This is a genomic window from Ilyobacter polytropus DSM 2926, from assembly GCF_000165505.1.
Taxonomy (GTDB): Bacteria; Fusobacteriota; Fusobacteriia; order Fusobacteriales; family Fusobacteriaceae; genus Ilyobacter; species Ilyobacter polytropus.
Map to the genome: position 1 here is coordinate 475,566 of NC_014632.1, position 17,765 is coordinate 493,330.

Annotated in this window: 15 protein-coding genes; all 15 read left to right on the forward strand. The window is 36.3% G+C overall.

The window, feature by feature from the left end:
• Positions 1-128 precede the first annotated feature (128 nt).
• The 15 genes from secG (at position 129) to ILYOP_RS02265 (ending at position 17,754) form a co-directional block, all read left to right on the forward strand.
• Entirely contained in the window at positions 129-353 is a 225-nt protein-coding gene (gene secG / locus ILYOP_RS02195) for a preprotein translocase subunit SecG (protein WP_013386877.1), read from the forward strand.
• A gap of 115 nt (positions 354-468) precedes the next feature.
• Positions 469-1,707 carry a replication-associated recombination protein A gene (locus ILYOP_RS02200; protein WP_013386878.1) on the forward strand — a complete coding sequence of 413 codons (1,239 nt, stop codon included), beginning with the start codon at positions 469-471 and terminating at the stop codon, positions 1,705-1,707.
• Positions 1,708-1,727: 20 nt separating this feature from the next.
• A complete protein-coding gene (gene hisS, locus ILYOP_RS02205) occupies positions 1,728-2,969 on the forward strand; it encodes a histidine--tRNA ligase (RefSeq protein ID WP_013386879.1) in 1,242 nt (413 codons plus the stop codon).
• Positions 2,970-3,003: 34 nt separating this feature from the next.
• On the forward strand, positions 3,004-4,779 hold the full coding sequence (gene aspS / locus ILYOP_RS02210; protein WP_013386880.1) for an aspartate--tRNA ligase: 1,776 nt from the start codon (positions 3,004-3,006) through the stop codon (positions 4,777-4,779).
• Between the two features lie 364 nt (positions 4,780-5,143).
• Positions 5,144-6,856, forward strand: a complete 1,713-nt coding sequence (argS, locus tag ILYOP_RS02215; RefSeq protein ID WP_013386881.1) for an arginine--tRNA ligase — start codon at positions 5,144-5,146, stop codon at positions 6,854-6,856.
• Positions 6,857-6,998: 142 nt separating this feature from the next.
• A complete protein-coding gene (gene rapZ, locus ILYOP_RS02220) occupies positions 6,999-7,871 on the forward strand; it encodes an RNase adapter RapZ (protein ID WP_013386882.1) in 873 nt (290 codons plus the stop codon).
• 3 nt (positions 7,872-7,874) lie between these two features.
• Positions 7,875-9,677: an excinuclease ABC subunit UvrC gene (uvrC, locus tag ILYOP_RS02225; protein WP_013386883.1), complete on the forward strand. Its 1,803-nt coding sequence runs from the start codon at positions 7,875-7,877 to the stop codon at positions 9,675-9,677.
• Positions 9,646-10,008, forward strand: a complete 363-nt coding sequence (locus ILYOP_RS15460; RefSeq protein ID WP_013386884.1) for a response regulator — start codon at positions 9,646-9,648, stop codon at positions 10,006-10,008. The genes uvrC and ILYOP_RS15460 overlap by 32 nt, the downstream gene beginning before the upstream one ends.
• A gap of 9 nt (positions 10,009-10,017) precedes the next feature.
• Positions 10,018-11,028: a hypothetical protein gene (locus ILYOP_RS02235; protein WP_013386885.1), complete on the forward strand. Its 1,011-nt coding sequence runs from the start codon at positions 10,018-10,020 to the stop codon at positions 11,026-11,028.
• Positions 11,028-12,539: a PP2C family protein-serine/threonine phosphatase gene (locus tag ILYOP_RS02240; RefSeq protein WP_013386886.1), complete on the forward strand. Its 1,512-nt coding sequence runs from the start codon at positions 11,028-11,030 to the stop codon at positions 12,537-12,539. The genes ILYOP_RS02235 and ILYOP_RS02240 overlap by 1 nt, the downstream gene beginning before the upstream one ends.
• 200 nt (positions 12,540-12,739) lie before the next feature.
• Positions 12,740-13,360, forward strand: a complete 621-nt coding sequence (locus ILYOP_RS02245; RefSeq protein WP_013386887.1) for a GNAT family N-acetyltransferase — start codon at positions 12,740-12,742, stop codon at positions 13,358-13,360.
• A gap of 39 nt (positions 13,361-13,399) precedes the next feature.
• Positions 13,400-14,212 carry a purine-nucleoside phosphorylase gene (locus tag ILYOP_RS02250; protein ID WP_013386888.1) on the forward strand — a complete coding sequence of 271 codons (813 nt, stop codon included), beginning with the start codon at positions 13,400-13,402 and terminating at the stop codon, positions 14,210-14,212.
• Positions 14,213-14,310: 98 nt separating this feature from the next.
• Positions 14,311-15,837 carry an ABC transporter ATP-binding protein gene (locus ILYOP_RS02255; RefSeq protein WP_013386889.1) on the forward strand — a complete coding sequence of 509 codons (1,527 nt, stop codon included), beginning with the start codon at positions 14,311-14,313 and terminating at the stop codon, positions 15,835-15,837.
• Complete coding sequence (locus tag ILYOP_RS02260; protein ID WP_013386890.1) at positions 15,827-16,876, forward strand: ABC transporter permease; 1,050 nt, start codon at positions 15,827-15,829, stop codon at positions 16,874-16,876. Before ILYOP_RS02255 ends, ILYOP_RS02260 begins: the two co-directional genes overlap by 11 nt.
• Positions 16,876-17,754, forward strand: a complete 879-nt coding sequence (locus tag ILYOP_RS02265; protein ID WP_013386891.1) for an ABC transporter permease — start codon at positions 16,876-16,878, stop codon at positions 17,752-17,754. Before ILYOP_RS02260 ends, ILYOP_RS02265 begins: the two co-directional genes overlap by 1 nt.
• Positions 17,755-17,765 lie beyond the last annotated feature (11 nt).

Consider the following 17,765-nt stretch of genomic DNA (forward strand, 5'->3'; position numbering starts at 1 on the left):
GCTCTTTTATATTTAATGAATATCTGATAAGTGACGGCAGAATACCTATTTCCTAAAAAAAAGCTTTAATTTTAAAGGGGTATGTATTATAATGTGTAAGAAAACTAGTAGTAATTCAGGAGGAAAAAATGGTAGGATTTCTAACAGCTTTGCTCTTTATCTTTGCTCTATCCCTCATTATTTTGGTGCTGATACAGCCTGACAGAAGTCGTGGTATGTCAGGAAATATGGGTATGGGGGCATCAAATACTGTATTTGGTGTGTCTCAAGACGGAGGACCACTTGCAAAGATGACAGAGGTTGTTGCAGCTTTGTTTATTGTAACGGCACTTTTATTATACCTTTTAAAATAAGGTAGAGGGCGTGTTGGTAGCTCAACATGCCTTTTTATTTGCCACTTTTTCCCTGATTCAAGGATTTATCTGTTAACTTATACAATTAATTTTGATATAATAGGGGAAATTTGTTATGAAAAGTTTATTTCACGGAAATTATGATAATATAAGGCCTCTGGCATATCAGATGAGGCCAAAAACACTCTTAGATTATGTGGGACAAGAGGAAATTATAGGGGAAAAAAGTGTCCTCAGAAAACTGATCACCAAGGGTAAAATGATAAACTCCATATTCTTTGGACCACCTGGCACAGGGAAAACCTCTTTGGCTGAGATAATTGCAGAGGAGCTCAGTTATTCATTTGAAAAGATGAATGCCACAACTGCAAATCTAAGCGACTTCAGAGAAGTGGTGGAAAGGGCCAAAAAAAGAGTGGAGCTTGAAAACAGGAGAACTTTACTGTTTCTTGATGAGATTCACAGGTTTAATAAACTCCAGCAGGATTCCCTGCTTCCTTATACAGAGGAAGGACTCATAGTCTTGGTAGGAGCCACCACAGAAAATCCCTACTATACTCTTAATAATGCACTTCTTTCAAGATGTATGGTTTTTGAGTTTAAAAAGCTCGAAGAAAGGCATATAAGGGAACTTGTGAAAAAGGGCTGCAAACGCCTTGATATTCTAGAAAAACTGTCTTCTGAGATGGAGGATATCATATTAGAACTTTCCAGAGGGGATGCTAGAGTCGCTTTAAACTATGTGGAGCTTTTTGCAAATACCGCAGAAGACTTAAACGAGAATGAATTAAAAGAATTATTTAAGAAAAGAAACGATGCTTATCATAAAAAAGAAGATAAATATAATATAGTATCTGCATTTATAAAGAGTATAAGAGGAAGTGACCCAGATGCAGCAGTATACTGGATGGCCAGGATGCTCTCTGGAGGGGAAGACCCAAGATATATAGCAAGAAGGCTCATGATACTTGCCAGTGAGGATATAGGTATGGCAAACCCAGAAGCAATGCTAATAGCACATGCAGCAATGGATGCCTCTGAGAAGATAGGAATGCCTGAAGTAAGAATCATCTTGTCACAAGCAGCCATCTACCTAGCTATATCTTCTAAAAGCAACTCTAGCTACGAGGCTGTAAATTCAGCCCTTGATGATATATCAAAGGGGAAAATAGAAGATGTTCCAAAACATCTGAAGAATCAGTATGGTGAGTTGTACAAATATCCCCATAGTCATCCAGGGAACTTTGTGCAACAAGTATATAAAAAAGACAGAAAAAAATATTATAATCCCGGAGACAATAAAAATGAGAGACTTATATCACAGAAACTTTTAAAGTTGTGGGATGAAAAATAAATTTACTATGAGGTGAATCTATGAAATTACTGAAAGCAGTAAGAGGGACAAAAGATATTTTCGGGGAAGATGCCTTGAAATATAATCATATAGTCAACACAGCAAAAGAAGTATTTGAAGCTTATGGCTATTCTATGATAAAAATACCTATTTTTGAGGAGACAAACCTTTTTAAAAGAGGTATAGGAGAGGGAACAGATGTTGTGGAAAAGGAGATGTATACCTTTACTGACAGAGGTGACAGAAGTATAACCCTAAGACCTGAAGGAACAGCTTCTGTTGTAAGATCTTACTTAGAGCACAAGATATACGGTAAGGAAGAATTTACGAGATATTATTATACAGGATCTATGTTTAGATATGAGAGACCTCAGGCCGGAAGGCAGAGAGAGTTTAATCAGCTTGGTATAGAGGCTTTAGGAGAGGGATCTCCGATCTTAGATGCTGAAGTAATAGCTATGAGCTATACTCTTCTAGAAAAGCTAGGGATTACAGATTTAGAGGTGAATATTAACTCAGTAGGTGGGAATGAATCTAGATCAAAGTATAGAGACACCCTTATAAACTTTCTAACTCCGTCAAAAGATGAACTTTGTGAAGACTGCAGGGCTAGATACGAAAGAAATCCTCTGAGAGTTTTAGATTGTAAAAATCCAAAATGTAAAGAGATAACTGAAGAGGCTCCTAGCATTATAGATTCGCTTAACCAAGAAGAAAGAGAACACTATGAGTCGGTAAAAAAATACCTTGATATTTTCGGAATCAAATACAGAGAAAATTCGAGACTCGTAAGAGGCCTAGATTATTATTCTAGTACAGTGTATGAGGTAATCACAAATAAACTGGGGTCACAAGGGACTGTTTTAGGTGGGGGAAGATATGACAACCTCTTGAAACAATTAGGAAATAAAGAGATTCCCGCAGTTGGATTTGCAGCGGGAATCGAAAGACTGATGATGCTTCTTGAAGATTACCCGAAAAATAATCCAGAGGTGTTTATAGCGTGGCTTGGAAAAGATGAAGCAACCTACGCTTTCGGAATAGCCAAGGCTCTACGGGACGCAGGGATAAAAACTTGTATCGAGTTTTCAAGCAGGTCTCTAAAGGCTTCTATGAAAAAAGCCGATAAACTTGGAGTAGGGCATGCAATTATCATAGGTGATGAAGAGATGGCCAATAAAAAGATGGTTCTTAAGAACTTTCAAGAGAGAACACAGGAAACCCTGAGTATAGAGGATGTTATTAAAAGATTGAAAAAATAGATCGAAATAAAACTAGCAGAGGTGATTTTTAATAATGATATATAGAACGCATAACTTAGGTGAACTGAGAAAAGAGGATATTACTAAAAAAGTTACTCTTTCAGGATGGGTTGCCACAAAAAGAGATCTTGGAGGACTTACATTTATTGACCTTAGGGACAGAGAGGGAGTTACCCAGATAATATTTAACCCTGAAGAAAATGCTGATCTGGCTGAAAAATCTCAGAAAATCAGGACAGAGGCTGTAATCAAAATAACAGGTGAAGTGAGAGAGAGATACAGTAAAAATCCTAATATGCCTACTGGAGATATAGAGGTTTTTGTAGAAGAGTTAGAAATTTTGAATAATTGTGATGTTCTTCCTTTTCAGATATCCGGTGAAGAAAACTTAAGTGAGAATATGAGACTTAAATACAGATATTTGGATTTAAGAAAACCTAAAATGACAAGAAATTTAAAAATGAGACATAAAATGCTTATGGCAATAAGAAACTACATGGACGAAAAAGGGTTTTTGGATGTAGACACCCCTATACTTACAAAGTCAACTCCTGAAGGAGCAAGGGATTTTCTTGTGCCTAGCAGAACCAACGAGGGGGATTTTTATGCCCTTCCTCAATCACCGCAATTATTCAAGCAACTTCTAATGATATCTGGAGTAGAGAGATATTATCAGATTGCAAAGTGTTTCAGAGATGAAGATTTAAGAGCAGACAGACAGCCTGAATTTACTCAGCTTGATATAGAGATGTCTTTTGTAGAGATGGAAGATGTAATAAATGAGATAGAGGGACTAGCAAAGAGGGTATTCCAAAGTGTTACGGAAGAAGCTGCAGATTATGAATTTCAGAGAATGGAATACGCCGAGGCAATGGAGAGATTTGGTTCTGACAAACCTGACATCAGATTTGGAGTGGAGCTCAAAGAACTTACAGATATAATGAAAAACTGTGGTTTTAAAGCATTTTCAGGAGTTGCCAATTCTGGAGGACTTGTAAAGGCAGTAGTTGCCCCAGGTTCTGCAGAGAATTTTTCAAGAAAAGTCTTAGGTGAATATGAGGATTATGTAAAGACTTATTTTGGTGCTAAAGGACTGGCGTGGATAAAAGTAACTGAAGAGGGAGTTAACTCCCCTATAGCAAAGTTCTTCTCTGAAGAGGAAATAGCTACTATCCTAGCAAGAACAGGAGCAGTTGCAGGGGATGTAATAATGATTCTTGCTGACAGGGCAAAAGTGGTTTATGACGGACTAGGAGCCCTCAGATTAAAGCTTGGAAAAGATCTAGATCTTATAAATAACGATGAGTATAAATTCCTTTGGATAGTTGATTTTCCTATGTTTGAGTGGAGTGAAGAGGAAGAGAGATATAAGGCTCAGCACCACCCTTTCACATCTATAAAGGCAGAGGATATGGATGCATTTATGACTGGAGAGATGGACAAGGTAAGAACTAACTCTTACGACCTTGTGCTAAATGGTGCTGAAATCGGAGGAGGTTCAATCAGAATACACAATCCTGAAGTTCAGGCTAAGGTATTTGAAAGACTAGGACTTTCAGAAGAAGAAGCTCGTGAGAAATTTGGATTCTTTATAGATGCCTTTAAATATGGTGCTCCTCCTCATGGGGGACTAGCCTTCGGAATCGACAGATGGCTTATGGTGATGCTAAAAGAAAGTTCTATAAGAGACGTGATTCCTTTCCCTAAGACAAACAAGGGACAGTGTTTAATGACTGAGGCGCCTTCTAAAGTAGAAGATGGGCAGCTCGAGGAACTTTACCTTAAAAGTACTTATATTCCCGTTAAGTAACAGTTTACAAGTACCGATATTATTGAGATGAATAAAGATTTAACACTTGCAAAATAAATAATAGAATGATATAATTTAGTCAAGAAGAAGGGATACTGGCCTATTTGCTATCTTTCCTTGATGTTTTGGGCCTAAGGTCGTCAAGGGAGTTGGCGCTGTTCGCGGCACAACAGAAAAGTCACGAGGGTACAACGAACCCCTACGGACCCTGTATGTCAGCGTATATCTGACTACCACCTATAAGATATGGCGACCAAAACTATACAGGAGGCGGTAGGCTGGTTACTTTCTTTATGGACTTTAACTATTTAAGGTCCTTTTTTATTTTTTGGAATTATAGCTGCATAAAAGTTGAGGAGGAAATATGATTTTAATCGAGAAGGAGCTAGGGGCCATATTTGAAGAGACCATAAAAAATATTTATGGTGAACAAGAGATAAAACCCATAGATATAGAGGCTGCATCTAACGAGAAGTTTGGAGATTTCCAGACAAACTTTGCCATGGTAAATGCCAAGGTTCTCAGAAGTAATCCTAGAGCCATAGCAGAAAATGTAGTAAACAACCTTGTGGATAATAATGTAATCGAAAAAATAGAGGTTGCAGGTCCAGGGTTCATAAATATATTTTTAAAAGAAGAGTATCTCGGAGACAGAGTGAGAAAAATATCCACTGAAAAATATGATCTGTCATTTTTGGATACCCACGGAGACGTAATAATCGATTACTCTTCTCCTAATATAGCCAAAAGAATGCATATAGGACACCTAAGATCTACTATTATAGGAGACTCTATAAAGAGAATATATAGATATTTGGGATATAAGGTGGTGGCAGACAACCATATAGGGGACTGGGGAACACAATTTGGAAAACTGATAATAGGATACAGAAACTGGCTTGACAGAGAAGCTTATAAAGCTAATCCTATAGAGGAATTAGAAAGAGTATATGTTGAATTTTCCAAAAATTCAGAAGAAAATACAGAACTTGAAGACCAGGCCAGAGAAGAGCTTAGAAAACTCCATGAGGGAGATGAGGAAAACTACTCATTGTGGCAGGAATTCATCAAGGTTTCCTTAGATGAGTATAATAAAGTATACGGCAGATTAGGTGTAGACTTTGATACCTATTATGGTGAGTCTTTTTATCATGATATGATGCCAGCTGTAGTAGAGGAACTTCTAGATAAAAATATAGCCAAGGAAGATGACGGGGCGAATGTTGTATTTTTTGAAGAAAAGGACAAACTTCATCCTTGTATAGTCCAAAAGAAAGACGGAGCATTTCTTTATGCAACTTCTGATATCGCAACTGTAAAATTCAGAAAAGAAAATTATGATGTAAATCAGATTATATATGTAACTGATGAGAGACAGCAGGATCACTTCAGACAGTTTTTCAAGATAACGGATATGCTAGGGTGGGAAGTGAAAAAAAATCATGTTTGGTTTGGAATAATGAGATTCGCTGAAGGAATATTCTCTTCTAGAAAAGGTAATGTAATAAGATTAGAGCACCTTCTAGACGAGGGGAAGAAGAAAGCTTTAGAAGTGGTAGAGGAAAAGAATCCTACTCTTTCGGCAGAGGAGAAGGCGAATATATCTGAAGTAGTAGGTATAGGGGCTATAAAGTATGCAGATCTATCTCAAAACAGGCAGAGTCCGGTTATATTTGAATGGGATAAAATTTTAAGTTTTGAAGGAAACACGGCTCCTTATCTTCAGTATTCTTATGCAAGAATACAGTCTATCTTGAGAAAAGGTGCAGAAAACAGCAAGGTGTTAAAGGAAGATTCAAAAATAATTTTGGAAGAATCAGCAGAAAGATCTCTAGTTCTTTATATGAGTCTTTTCCCTAAGATGGTTATGAAGGCTGCAGAATCATTTAGACCCAACTTAGTTACTGATTACCTTTTTGAACTTTCAAGAAGATTTAACACATTTTATAATTCATGCCCAATATTAAATCAAGAAGATGAAATCTTATATTCAAGACTTCTTATCGCAGATAGAACAGCAAAAGTTCTAAAAGAGGGGTTAGACCTCCTAGGAATAGGAACTGTAGACAGAATGTAATTGAAAAAGAGGGATAGTTTTATATCCCTCTTTTTGTGTATTTTTTTAGGATATGGGTAAATTTAAAACTTTAACTGATAATTTATTTGAAGTAGACTTGTCTATCTGCTAAAATCTAAGTAGTATAAAGGGGTGTGAGATAATGAAAAATATTCAGCTGATAATAATAAGCGGACTAAGTGGAGCAGGTAAAACTTCTGCCATTAATTCCTTTGAAGATATGGGATATTTTACAATAGACAATATCCCGTGTACCATGGGGAATGTACTTTTGAAAGCCATAAAAAACGGAGACATGGACAAAAAGAAACTCTGTATGGGTATAGATGCAAGATCCTTTGAAAAAGTAGAGGAATTTAGTTCTTTGCTAGATGAATTAGAGGCTTCTGGCATCGACTACAGGCTGATATTTTTGGAATCAAAGGTAGAGGTTATATTAAACAGATATAATCTAACCAGAAGAAAACATCCTATAGAAGCTAAAACAATTTTAGATAGTATAATCGAAGAAAGAAGCATAATGGGTGACATAAGAAAAAGGGCCTCTGTGATACTAGATACAAGCTCATTGAAACCAAAGGATATAGGTCTGAAATTAAAAAAACTTCTTTTTGACAGACAGGATGAGGAGATAACAGTACATTTCCAGTCCTTTGGATTTAAGTATGGAACTCCTATAGATCTTGATCTCATGTTTGACGTGAGATTCCTAAAAAATCCCTATTACTTAGAGGAATTGAGAGATAAAACCGGTAACGATAAAGAGGTTTCAGAATATGTAATGGGATTTCAGGAATCACAGGAATTTTTTAAAAAACTCGTGGACATGCTGGAATTTCTCATACCTAAATTTATAACTGAAGGTAAGAGTCATCTCTCTGTGGGAGTGGGATGCAGCGGAGGAAGACACAGATCGGTTACCTATATTAACCTTTTAAAAGATTATTTTTCCGGGAGAAGTGATATCCGAGTGGTAACAAGTCACCGAGAGGAAGAGAGGGGGCACTGGCTCTGACATATGGATATAAAGAAAATAGATATTCCTGAAAATCCAGGTGTATACCTTATGAAAAAAGGCGATAAAGTAATATATGTGGGAAAAGCCAAGAATCTGAAAAAAAGGGTATCATCATATTTCAACAGGGAACATATAGATGAAAAGACAAGGGAACTTGTCAAAAATATCGAAAGCCTGGATTTTATAATATGTAATAGTGAGCTAGATGCATTGGTTCTTGAAAATAATCTGATAAAAAGATATTCTCCCAAATATAACATAAGCCTTAAGGACGAGAAAACTTATCCATATATTAAATTTACAAAGGAAGATTATCCGAAAATAACAATTATAAGGACTACAAAGTCTTTAGACACAGAAAGTGGTTATTATTTTGGTCCTTATCCTTATGGATGTAGAAATCTAAAAAAAACATTAATAAAAATTTTTAAAATAAGGGACTGTAAAAGGGATATGTCAAAAAAATATGACAGACCCTGTTTAAAATACTTTATGAACCTCTGTACGGGACCTTGTGTGTATAAAGATGTAATGCATGAGTATAGAGAAAATGTAGAAAATGCAAAGAAACTCCTAAAAGGAAGAGGCAAAGAGGTGATAGCACACCAGAAGGCAAAGATGGAGAAGGCTTCTGAGGAGCTAAGATTTGAAGAGGCGATTCTTTACAGAAATCAGCTAAAAGAACTTGAAAATGCAGAAAAAAGTCAGGTGGCAGAATACGACAAAGCAGTAGATGAGGATTTATTTGTATTTTCCATAGAGGGAGAAAGACTTTTTCTTTGTGTTTTAAATATGAGAGACGGGAAGATACTTGAAAAAAAATCTTCAGGGACAGACCTTAAGGGCAAGGTCTTTGATAATCTTTTTCAAGAAGTTGTGACTGATTATTATTCCAAGCATTCAATCCCAAAGAATATAGTGTTTCAGAAAGAAAATGAGGAAAACAGTGAAATAGTAGGAAAATGGCTGACATTGAAATCCGGTAAAAAAATTGACCTTTATTTCCCTAAGGTGAAAAGCCGTAGAATGGACTTGTTGGATATGGCCCTCTTAAACTTGAACAGGGATATAGAAAGTTATTTTACAAGAAAAAATGTTCTTGAGGAAGGTCTTATGAGTCTGTATTCAATATTAGAACTCAAAAAAATTCCAAGAAGGATAGAGTGTTTTGATATATCCAATATTCAAGGTAAGGACGCTGTAGCTTCTATGTCTGTGGCTATAGAGGGGAAACTATCAAAGAAAGAATACAGGAAATTTAAGATCAAGAGCAAAGATACTCCAGATGATTTTCAGATGATGAGAGAGGTGGCAGAGAGGCGCTACTCAAAGCTCAAAGAACATGAACTTCCGGATTTGATACTTATTGACGGTGGTCTAGGGCAATTGGGGTCAGTTGGAAATATACTTAAAAAATTGAAAAAGTCTGAATTTTTAGATATAATAAGTATTGCTAAAAGAGAAGAAGAAATTTTTAAATTGGGTGAAACTACTCCTTATATATTTCCTAAAAGTGAAGAGTCTCTTAAAATACTTCAAAGGCTGAGAGATGAAGCACATCGGTTTGGAGTGAGCTATCACAGGAAACTTAGGAGTAAAAGGGTATTGGCTAGTGAATTAGACAGTATAGAGGGTATTGGACCAAAAAGAAAAGAGGCTCTTTTGAAAAAATTTGGATCAGTTTCAGGTATAAAAAAAGCTGGTGAGGATGAGCTTTGCACTGTTCTTTCAGAAGCACTGGCAAAACGTGTAATCAGGGGGTTAAACGACGATGGGAAAAAAAAGGATACTGGTAATAGATGATGAGGAAAGTATAAGATTTCTATTAAGGGAAGTTATAGAGGATCTCGGTTATCATTGTCTTGAGGCAGAGAGTGCTATAATTGGTATTGAGGTAGTAGTGTCTGAAAATCCCGACCTTATTATACTGGATATACAGATGCCGCAAATGAATGGTCTAGAAGCTATTCAAAAGATCAGAAAAATAAATAAAAAAGTTCCAATTTTTATGCTCAGTGCATTTAGTCATATGGAAAATGTCATTGAAAATATGGGGGTAGATGTACAGGAGTTTATTCCAAAACCTTTTGATATAGACTATCTCAGTAAGAGAATAACAGAGGAAATGGGGTAAGGGGGCAAAATGAGAAAAATTATTAAAGTTGCTATTTTGGTTACTGTTTTTTTATTGACAGCAGGATGTAATCACGTTGTGCTAAGACAGGATCTTTATGAAAAAGTTGCCTTTAAAAGTGAAAAAATACAACCTGGAAAAAATATAATAAAGGTTTATTCACTTGAATTTCCAGAAAATTATTTTGAAAAACTAAAATATATGGAAGACTTTGAACTTATATCAAAGCAGCTTTTATTAGAAGATAAAAGTCTAAACCTTTTGGTTTCTCGTAGTATGTATGACACAATAGATAGTCTGAAAAAAGGTGATGTTCTTCCTGAAGAGAAGATCTATTTGAAAACAGCCTCAGATTTGACCGATGCTGAGTTGGCAGAAATAGATAAGAAGATAGATGTTTATGTAACAGACAGAGGAGGCAGTGTCCAGAGACATCTCAACAAACAGGTGTACTTTTGGATGGTGCTCAATGGTAACAAAAGTGAATTTGTAGGAGAAAACCTCTATACTGAGCTTGATAAGCAAAAACTTGTAGAAAAGGTCAGAACAAGCAGAAAAGAGTTTTCCAGAGTTTTAAATAATGTTAAATTGAATTTGATAATAAAAGAGAAGAACTTATATGCAACTAAAAATTCTGTGTTAGATACTTCTGAAGGGATATTAACGGAAGAAAAATCCATGTATCTAAAGGGTATGAAAGATAGTGATTTTAATAAGATTCTTGGAAAAGAAGTAAAGTTTAATTCTCCTCTTTTGATTTTAGACTCTGAAAAATTTAAAGGTTATACAGTGGTAGATGGAAATTACATATTTTTCTACGGAGGATCAGATGTGAAAAGCTCTTATCACAGATATGATTTTGAAGTTGAAATATCAGAGATCGTATTAAAAGATCTTCTTAAGGTGGAGAGTGGAATATTGTTAGATGAATTATTTGAGAGAACAAAACCTGAAATAAACGGGATAGAAGAAAAAGCAGCTCAACCTGATAAAAAGAGTGTGAACTGGGGGATAAATTAATGATTTATGCAGGTCTGATATTTGTTTTGTTTTTGACGTTTTTAAAGATCCTAAAAAGCCAGGAAAAGGCCTATAGGGGAGAGATAAGTACTATCCTGAGGAAACTCAGGGAAAAAGAGGAATACAACGGGATAATAGACAGTGTACATGAGGAATATGACCAGACTTTGCAGACAATACTAAAACAGGGAAAAGAGCTGGAAAACTCTCTAGAAGAGCTAAAAGAGTACAGGGTAGAATTAGATATTACTTATAACAGCTTGATAAAAAAATCCACCCAGCTTGAATATAGTAATGAAATATTGGAGAGAAGGGTGGCAAATCTCTCAAACCTCAATGCTGTTGCTAGAACGGTACTTTCCATAATTAAACTTGAAAAAATAATCGATATAATATTAGATGCTTATTTTGTTCTAACTGGGGCCAAAAAAATATCCCTGTATTTATGGGAAGATGGGATGTTGGTAAATAAAAAAACCAAGGGAAATATTATTTTTAAGGGAACTCTCAGTTATCCAATTGAAACCTTAGAAGGTTTTAGCAGAAATGATTTCAGGAGAGTTTACGAAGAACTTTCCCGTGGGTTTAAAGTAGAGGAAAATGAAGCTGTAATAATATCTGATCTCAATGTGAAAGGTAAAGAACTTGGAGTCATCTATATTGTAGAAGACAGGGAACGACTTATAGACAGTGACCAGGAAACAATATCAGCTTTAGCGATCCAGGTAGCGAATGCTATAAATAATGCTAAGATGTATGAAGAACTTCTTATTAAAGAAAGAATTTCTAAAGAGCTCGAGGTGGCATCTAGAATCCAGAAGAAAATACTTCCTGTGGAGATGAAGAAAGTCTGCGGATTAGAGATTGCAAATTATTTTGAACCTGCAAAAGAAGTTGGAGGGGATTATTATGATTATTGTCAGAGAGAAGAGGACAGAGTATCTATAACAATAGCAGACGTAAGTGGAAAAGGTGTCCCGGCGGCATTTTTGATGGCTCTTATAAGATCAGTTCTTAAGACCCTGAATTACAAGAATATCCAGCCTTCTGAGATGCTGACTACTCTAAATGAGATAATATACCCGGATATAACTGAAGATATGTTTGTAACACTATTTCACAGTAAGTATATTGCCAGTGAACGAACTCTCTATTATTCTAATGCAGGACATAATCCTCTTATAATTTATAAGGCGGATCTTGGAGAAGTAGTCGAATATAATGTAAAGGGAGTAGCAATAGGGTTTATTCCAGAATACCAGTATAAACTTGGGAAAGTAGAACTTTCTAAGGGAGATATTCTCCTTTATTATACTGATGGTATTACTGAAGCTGAAAATAGTAATAGAGATATGTTTGGAATAGATAGGTTGAAAGAGGTTATTTATGACAACAGAGGAAAAAGTGCAGAAGATGTCAAGAAAGCTATTTTAGATTCAATAAATAATTTCAGAGGAGATCATGAACAGGTGGACGATCTGACCTTTGTGGTAATAAGAAATAATGAGTAGGATTTATCCTGCTCTTTTTTTTATATTGGGTATTTAAGGGTGGTAAAGTTCTATATTCGAACTATAGGATATATAAAAGATATATAATATCCAATGTAATAGGACAAATGGCATATTTTTTTTTGAGAATATTCGATACCATAATATGTTAGATATTATGGCTTTTGTAGAGGAAATAACAGGTTTTATTTGGAGGGAAAATGGAGATAAACTGGATTGAATGGTTTGGGTATATATCATCCTTTGTGGTATTGATATCCCTTACAATGAGTTCTATTATAAAACTGAGGTGGATAAATCTTATAGGGGCGATTATGTTTTCAATTTTTGGATTTATGATTAATTCTTACCCGACGGGAACTTTAAACCTGGGGATAGCCTTTATAGATTTATATTATCTGTATAAGATTTATATGCGGAAAGAAGAGTTTTCTATGGTGAAAGCCAACTTTGACTCTGATTATTTTAAGTATTTTATAAATTTTAACAGAAAAGAGATAGATGAGCAGTATAATACATTATCTGAAACTTCTGATTACAAGGCATACTATTATCTTAGAAACAATAATATATCAGGGGTAATGATAGGAAGAGCTCTAGACAATGATACTTTTTTTATTGAGTTAGATTATGTCACTAAGGAGTTCAGAGACTTTAAAATAGGTAAATATTTCCTTGGGGAAAATAGGATAAAATTGCTTTTAAAGGGGTACAGTATTTTAAAGGCGAGGGCAAATTCAAAGCATCATGCCCAGTATCTTGAAAAAATAGGATTTAAAAAAGTCGGTGACGACACTAATGAGTATATTAAGACTATTTAAAAGACAATAAATTTAAACTTTGACTGATGGAGGGTTATTATGTACGATAAAGTAATGGAGACAGTTACGTATCTCAATGAAAAAGTGGCTTATAGGCCTAAAGTAGCTATTATTCTTGGTTCTGGACTTGGAGATTTGGTAGATTACATAGAGGAGAAGGTAGAAATATCCTATGAGGAAATACCTAATTTTCCAGTTTCCACTGTTGCAGGCCATGCAGGACAGCTTGTTTTTGGTAAGATAGGCGGTGTAGAAGTTCTGGCAATGAAGGGTAGATTTCATTACTATGAGGGCTATGATATGAAACAGGTGACTTACCCTGTATATGTGATGAAGCAGTTTGGTATAGAAAATATCATAGTAAGCAACGCAGCAGGTGGAGCTAACAGTACTTTTAAACCTGGAACACTGATGCTTATAACTGATCACATTAATGCCTTTGGGACAAATCCTCTTATAGGAAAAAATGACGAGAGATTCGGACCTAGATTCCCTGATATGAGTGAAACTTATACTAAAAAACTTCAGGAACTGGCTAAGACAACTGCTAAAGAAATGGGAATAGACTATAGAGAAGGAGTTTATCTAGGAACAACAGGTCCGACTTATGAGACAGCTGCAGAGGTAAGAGCTTTTATAAGTATGGGGGCAGATGCCATTGGAATGTCTACTGTTCCTGAGGTAATAATCGCAAACTATACCGGTATGAATATTTTGGGAATATCTTGCATTACAAATATGGCAACAGGTATAGCAAAAGAAGCCCATTCCCATGAGGCAGTGGTGGAAATAGCTAAAAGAACCGGAAATGAATTCTGCAGATGGGTTGCAGAGACTGTAAAAAAAATCTAGCTTTAGATATAAATTTGTTTAAATGAATATTTCTATTTCTGTTTCATTATTTTTAAAGGCAGGGATATAAAAAATCTTAATTTTTAGGAGGATTTCAGGTGAGTGAGTATATCTTAGAGATGAAAGATATTAGGAAAACCTTTCTCGACGGAAAAGTTGTTGCCAATGATAATATTACATTGAAGATTAAAAAAGGTGAAAAGCATGCCATAGTAGGAGAAAACGGAGCTGGAAAATCCACACTTATGAAAATACTTAACGGACTCTATCAGCCGACTTCAGGGGAAATATATTACCATGGGAAAAAAGTCGAGATAGATGGTCCGGGAGAAGCTTCTAAACTGGGTATAGGGATGGTGTATCAGCATTTTATGCTTATTCCGACACTGACAGTTGCAGAAAATATGATATTGGGAGTAGAACCTAAAAAAGGTATGATGCTCGACTTGAAAACTGCCAGAGAAGAGGTCAGAAGGGTATCTGAAAAATACGGATTGGAAATTGATCCTGATGCCCTTGTATCTGATATATCGGTGGGAATTCAGCAAAGGGTAGAAATACTTAAAATACTCTTTAAGGGTGCCAATCTTCTTGTTTTTGACGAACCTACAGCAGTTCTTACTCCGCAAGAGGTAAAGGAGCTTTATAAGATAATGGACAACCTTATAGAGGAGGGAAAGACCATAATATTTATATCCCATAAGCTACAGGAAGTTTTGGACATATCTGACAATATAACCGTAATAAGAAGAGGTAAGGATGTTTCAAATTTTCCTACTTCTGAAGCCACCAAGGAAAAAATTGCAAATGCAATGGTCGGAAGAGCGGTATTATTTACAACTGAGAAGCCAGAGGTAGAGCTAGGAAAGGAACTTGTAGCTGTAAATAACCTTATTGTAAAAAATAATAAGGGGATCTTGGCTGTAGACGAAGCCTCTTTTAATATAAGAGAGGGGGAGATTCTAGGGATAGCAGGTGTGGAAGGATCAGGTCAGACTGAGCTTATAGAGGCTATCACAGGTCTCAGGAAACCACAGGCAGGGACTATTCTTTTAGATGGAAAGCCTATAACGGGAAAATCTGCAAGAAAAATAATTCTTGATGGTGTGGCACATATACCTGAAGACAGGCATAAAAGAGCTGCAATATCTGAATTTTCAGTAAGAGATAATTTTGCCCTTGGAGTGCACAGGGATAAATATGCTAAAAACAGATTTCTTTTAAATTTTAAAAAAATGAAAGATGAGGCAATAGGTTTCATGGAAAAATATGATGTAAGACCTCGTGAAATAGGCACAGGTTTTGGAAGACTTTCAGGAGGGAACCAACAGAAACTCGTTGTTGCAAGAGAATTAGAAAAAGATCATAAATTTATAATAGCCTCTCAGCCTACAAGAGGAGTGGATATAGGGGCGATAGAATCTATTCATAGAATGATTTTGGAAGAAAAGAAGAAATCTAATGCCGTTCTTGTAGTGTCGGCAGAACTTTCTGAAATATTAAATCTTTCAGACCGCATAGCTGTAATGTGCGGAGGGAAAATAACAGGGATTCTAGACAGGGCAGATGCTACTGAAGAAAAAATAGGAATTCTAATGGCAGGAGGGGAATTGCATGAAAACTAAAATACAAAATGCCATGGTTCCTGTGTTGGCAGTGGCAATTGCACTTTTGATAGGAGCTGGAATTATCGCCTATCTCGGAGAAAATCCTTTAAATGCATATTATTATCTTTTTAAGGGTGCTTTTATGGGAGAGAGAGCCATTGCAAGAACTCTTTTAGAAGCAACTCCTATGATTTTTACGGGACTTTCAGTTTTATTTGCCTTTAAAGCAGGAATGTTTAACATAGGTGGCCAGGGTCAGGTAATAATGGGTGGACTCGCAGCTGCGGCAGTAGGTGCCTTTGTGCAAAACATTGGAATCAATAATCTGTTTGTTGTTCTTATACTCTCTGGGCTAGCAGGTTTTGCATGGGCTGCCATTGCAGGATATTTGAAAGCAAAACTCGGAGTACATGAAGTAATATCCACAATTATGTTAAATTATATTGCTATGAGTTTTGAGCAGTATGCATTGAATTATCCTCTAAAACAAGGGGGAATCATGGGGCCTAGTCCTCAGACTCCGCCTGTAATGATGGCATCTAGACTACCTCAGCTAATCCCTTCTACAAAAGAAGCTTTAAATGTAGGATTTATTCTTGCAATAATAGCCGCAATAGTTGTGTGGTATATATTTGAAAAAACTATTTTGGGATATGAGATAAAGGCGGTTGGTCACAACCCAACAGCTTCTGAAAATGCAGGGATAAATGTGGCTAAAATAACAGCACTCTCCCTTGGAATAGCCGGTGTACTTGCGGCCTTAGGAGGAGCAGAAAGAATTCTCGGAGGAGTGGGGCAGTACACTTACAGACAGGGGATAATGGCCTCTTATGGATTTGACGGTATAGCGGTAGCTCTTTTGGGTAAAAACTCTCCTGTGGGAGCTGTATTGGCCGCTATATTATTTGCATGTCTTCGTGTTGGCGGACGGGCTATGCAGTTTAACACAACTATACCGAGTCAGATAGTAATTATTTTACAGTCCATAATAATACTACTTATTGCTGCAGAGAATATGTTTAAATTTTTCCTGGAAAGAAAGAAGGTGAGTGAATAATGCCTATAATAATTAGTATAATAATGGCTACACTAAGACAGGCAGCCCCTATACTTATAACTGCAATAGGCGGCATGTTTTCTGAAATTTCAGGTGTTGTAAATATCGGCCTTGAGGGAATGATGCTAATGGGTGCATTTTCGGCTGCAGTAACATCATATTATACTGGCAGTCCACTCATTGGAATCCTAGGAGGGATGATGGCAGGGGGACTTACAGCAGCGATTCACGCTGTTTTGAGTATAAAGTACAAGGGTAATCAGACAGTTTCCGGTGTGGCGATAAACCTTTTTGCCTCTGGTTTTACTGTGTTTATGCTAAGAGTTCTTTTTAATCAGTCTGGAAACACACCTACTGTTCCCAAGGCACCTGCACTTTTCGGGGTCTCAATAATAGTTGTGCTTATATATGTCATTGCCATATGGTCTCAGTTTTTCCTGTACAAGACAACTACAGGTCTTCGAATGAGAGCTGTAGGTGAACATCCCCTTGCAGCAGATACAGTTGGAATAGATGTGGCCAAGATAAGATACTTTGGTGTAATAATGTCAGGTGTTTTTGCTGGTCTAGGAGGGGCTTATCTTTCTATAGGGGCTCTTTCACAGTTTACCAAGGAGATGTCTGCCGGTAGAGGATTTATCGCTCTTGCAGCTCTTGTGTTTGGTAAGTGGACTCCTAAAGGTGTTTTAGCAGCAAGTTTGCTTTTTGGTTTTGCAGATGCAGGTCAAACTCTCATACAGCAGTATGTAGATTTTATACCTCCTCAGTTTATACAGATGATACCTTATATATTGACACTTCTTGCTCTTGCAGGAGTTGTGGGTAAAGCTGTGGCTCCAAGTGCCTCAGGAAAACCCTATGACAAAAATTCAAATTAGAATATTAAATA

What these genes read in the sequence shown, in the direction of transcription:
- ILYOP_RS02265 (WP_013386891.1), top strand. Translation starts at nt 16,876, where the DNA reads ATGCCTATAATAATTAGTATAATAATGGCTACACTAAGACAGGCAGCC.
- ILYOP_RS02260 (WP_013386890.1), top strand. Translation starts at nt 15,827, where the DNA reads ATGAAAACTAAAATACAAAATGCCATGGTTCCTGTGTTGGCAGTGGCA.
- ILYOP_RS02240 (WP_013386886.1), top strand. Translation starts at nt 11,028, where the DNA reads ATGATTTATGCAGGTCTGATATTTGTTTTGTTTTTGACGTTTTTAAAG.
- hisS (WP_013386879.1), top strand. Translation starts at nt 1,728, where the DNA reads ATGAAATTACTGAAAGCAGTAAGAGGGACAAAAGATATTTTCGGGGAA.
- aspS (WP_013386880.1), top strand. Translation starts at nt 3,004, where the DNA reads ATGATATATAGAACGCATAACTTAGGTGAACTGAGAAAAGAGGATATT.
- ILYOP_RS15460 (WP_013386884.1), top strand. Translation starts at nt 9,646, where the DNA reads ATGGGAAAAAAAAGGATACTGGTAATAGATGATGAGGAAAGTATAAGA.
- argS (WP_013386881.1), top strand. Translation starts at nt 5,144, where the DNA reads ATGATTTTAATCGAGAAGGAGCTAGGGGCCATATTTGAAGAGACCATA.
- ILYOP_RS02245 (WP_013386887.1), top strand. Translation starts at nt 12,740, where the DNA reads ATGGAGATAAACTGGATTGAATGGTTTGGGTATATATCATCCTTTGTG.
- ILYOP_RS02235 (WP_013386885.1), top strand. Translation starts at nt 10,018, where the DNA reads ATGAGAAAAATTATTAAAGTTGCTATTTTGGTTACTGTTTTTTTATTG.
- secG (WP_013386877.1), top strand. Translation starts at nt 129, where the DNA reads ATGGTAGGATTTCTAACAGCTTTGCTCTTTATCTTTGCTCTATCCCTC.
- rapZ (WP_013386882.1), top strand. Translation starts at nt 6,999, where the DNA reads ATGAAAAATATTCAGCTGATAATAATAAGCGGACTAAGTGGAGCAGGT.
- uvrC (WP_013386883.1), top strand. Translation starts at nt 7,875, where the DNA reads ATGGATATAAAGAAAATAGATATTCCTGAAAATCCAGGTGTATACCTT.
- ILYOP_RS02200 (WP_013386878.1), top strand. Translation starts at nt 469, where the DNA reads ATGAAAAGTTTATTTCACGGAAATTATGATAATATAAGGCCTCTGGCA.
- ILYOP_RS02250 (WP_013386888.1), top strand. Translation starts at nt 13,400, where the DNA reads ATGTACGATAAAGTAATGGAGACAGTTACGTATCTCAATGAAAAAGTG.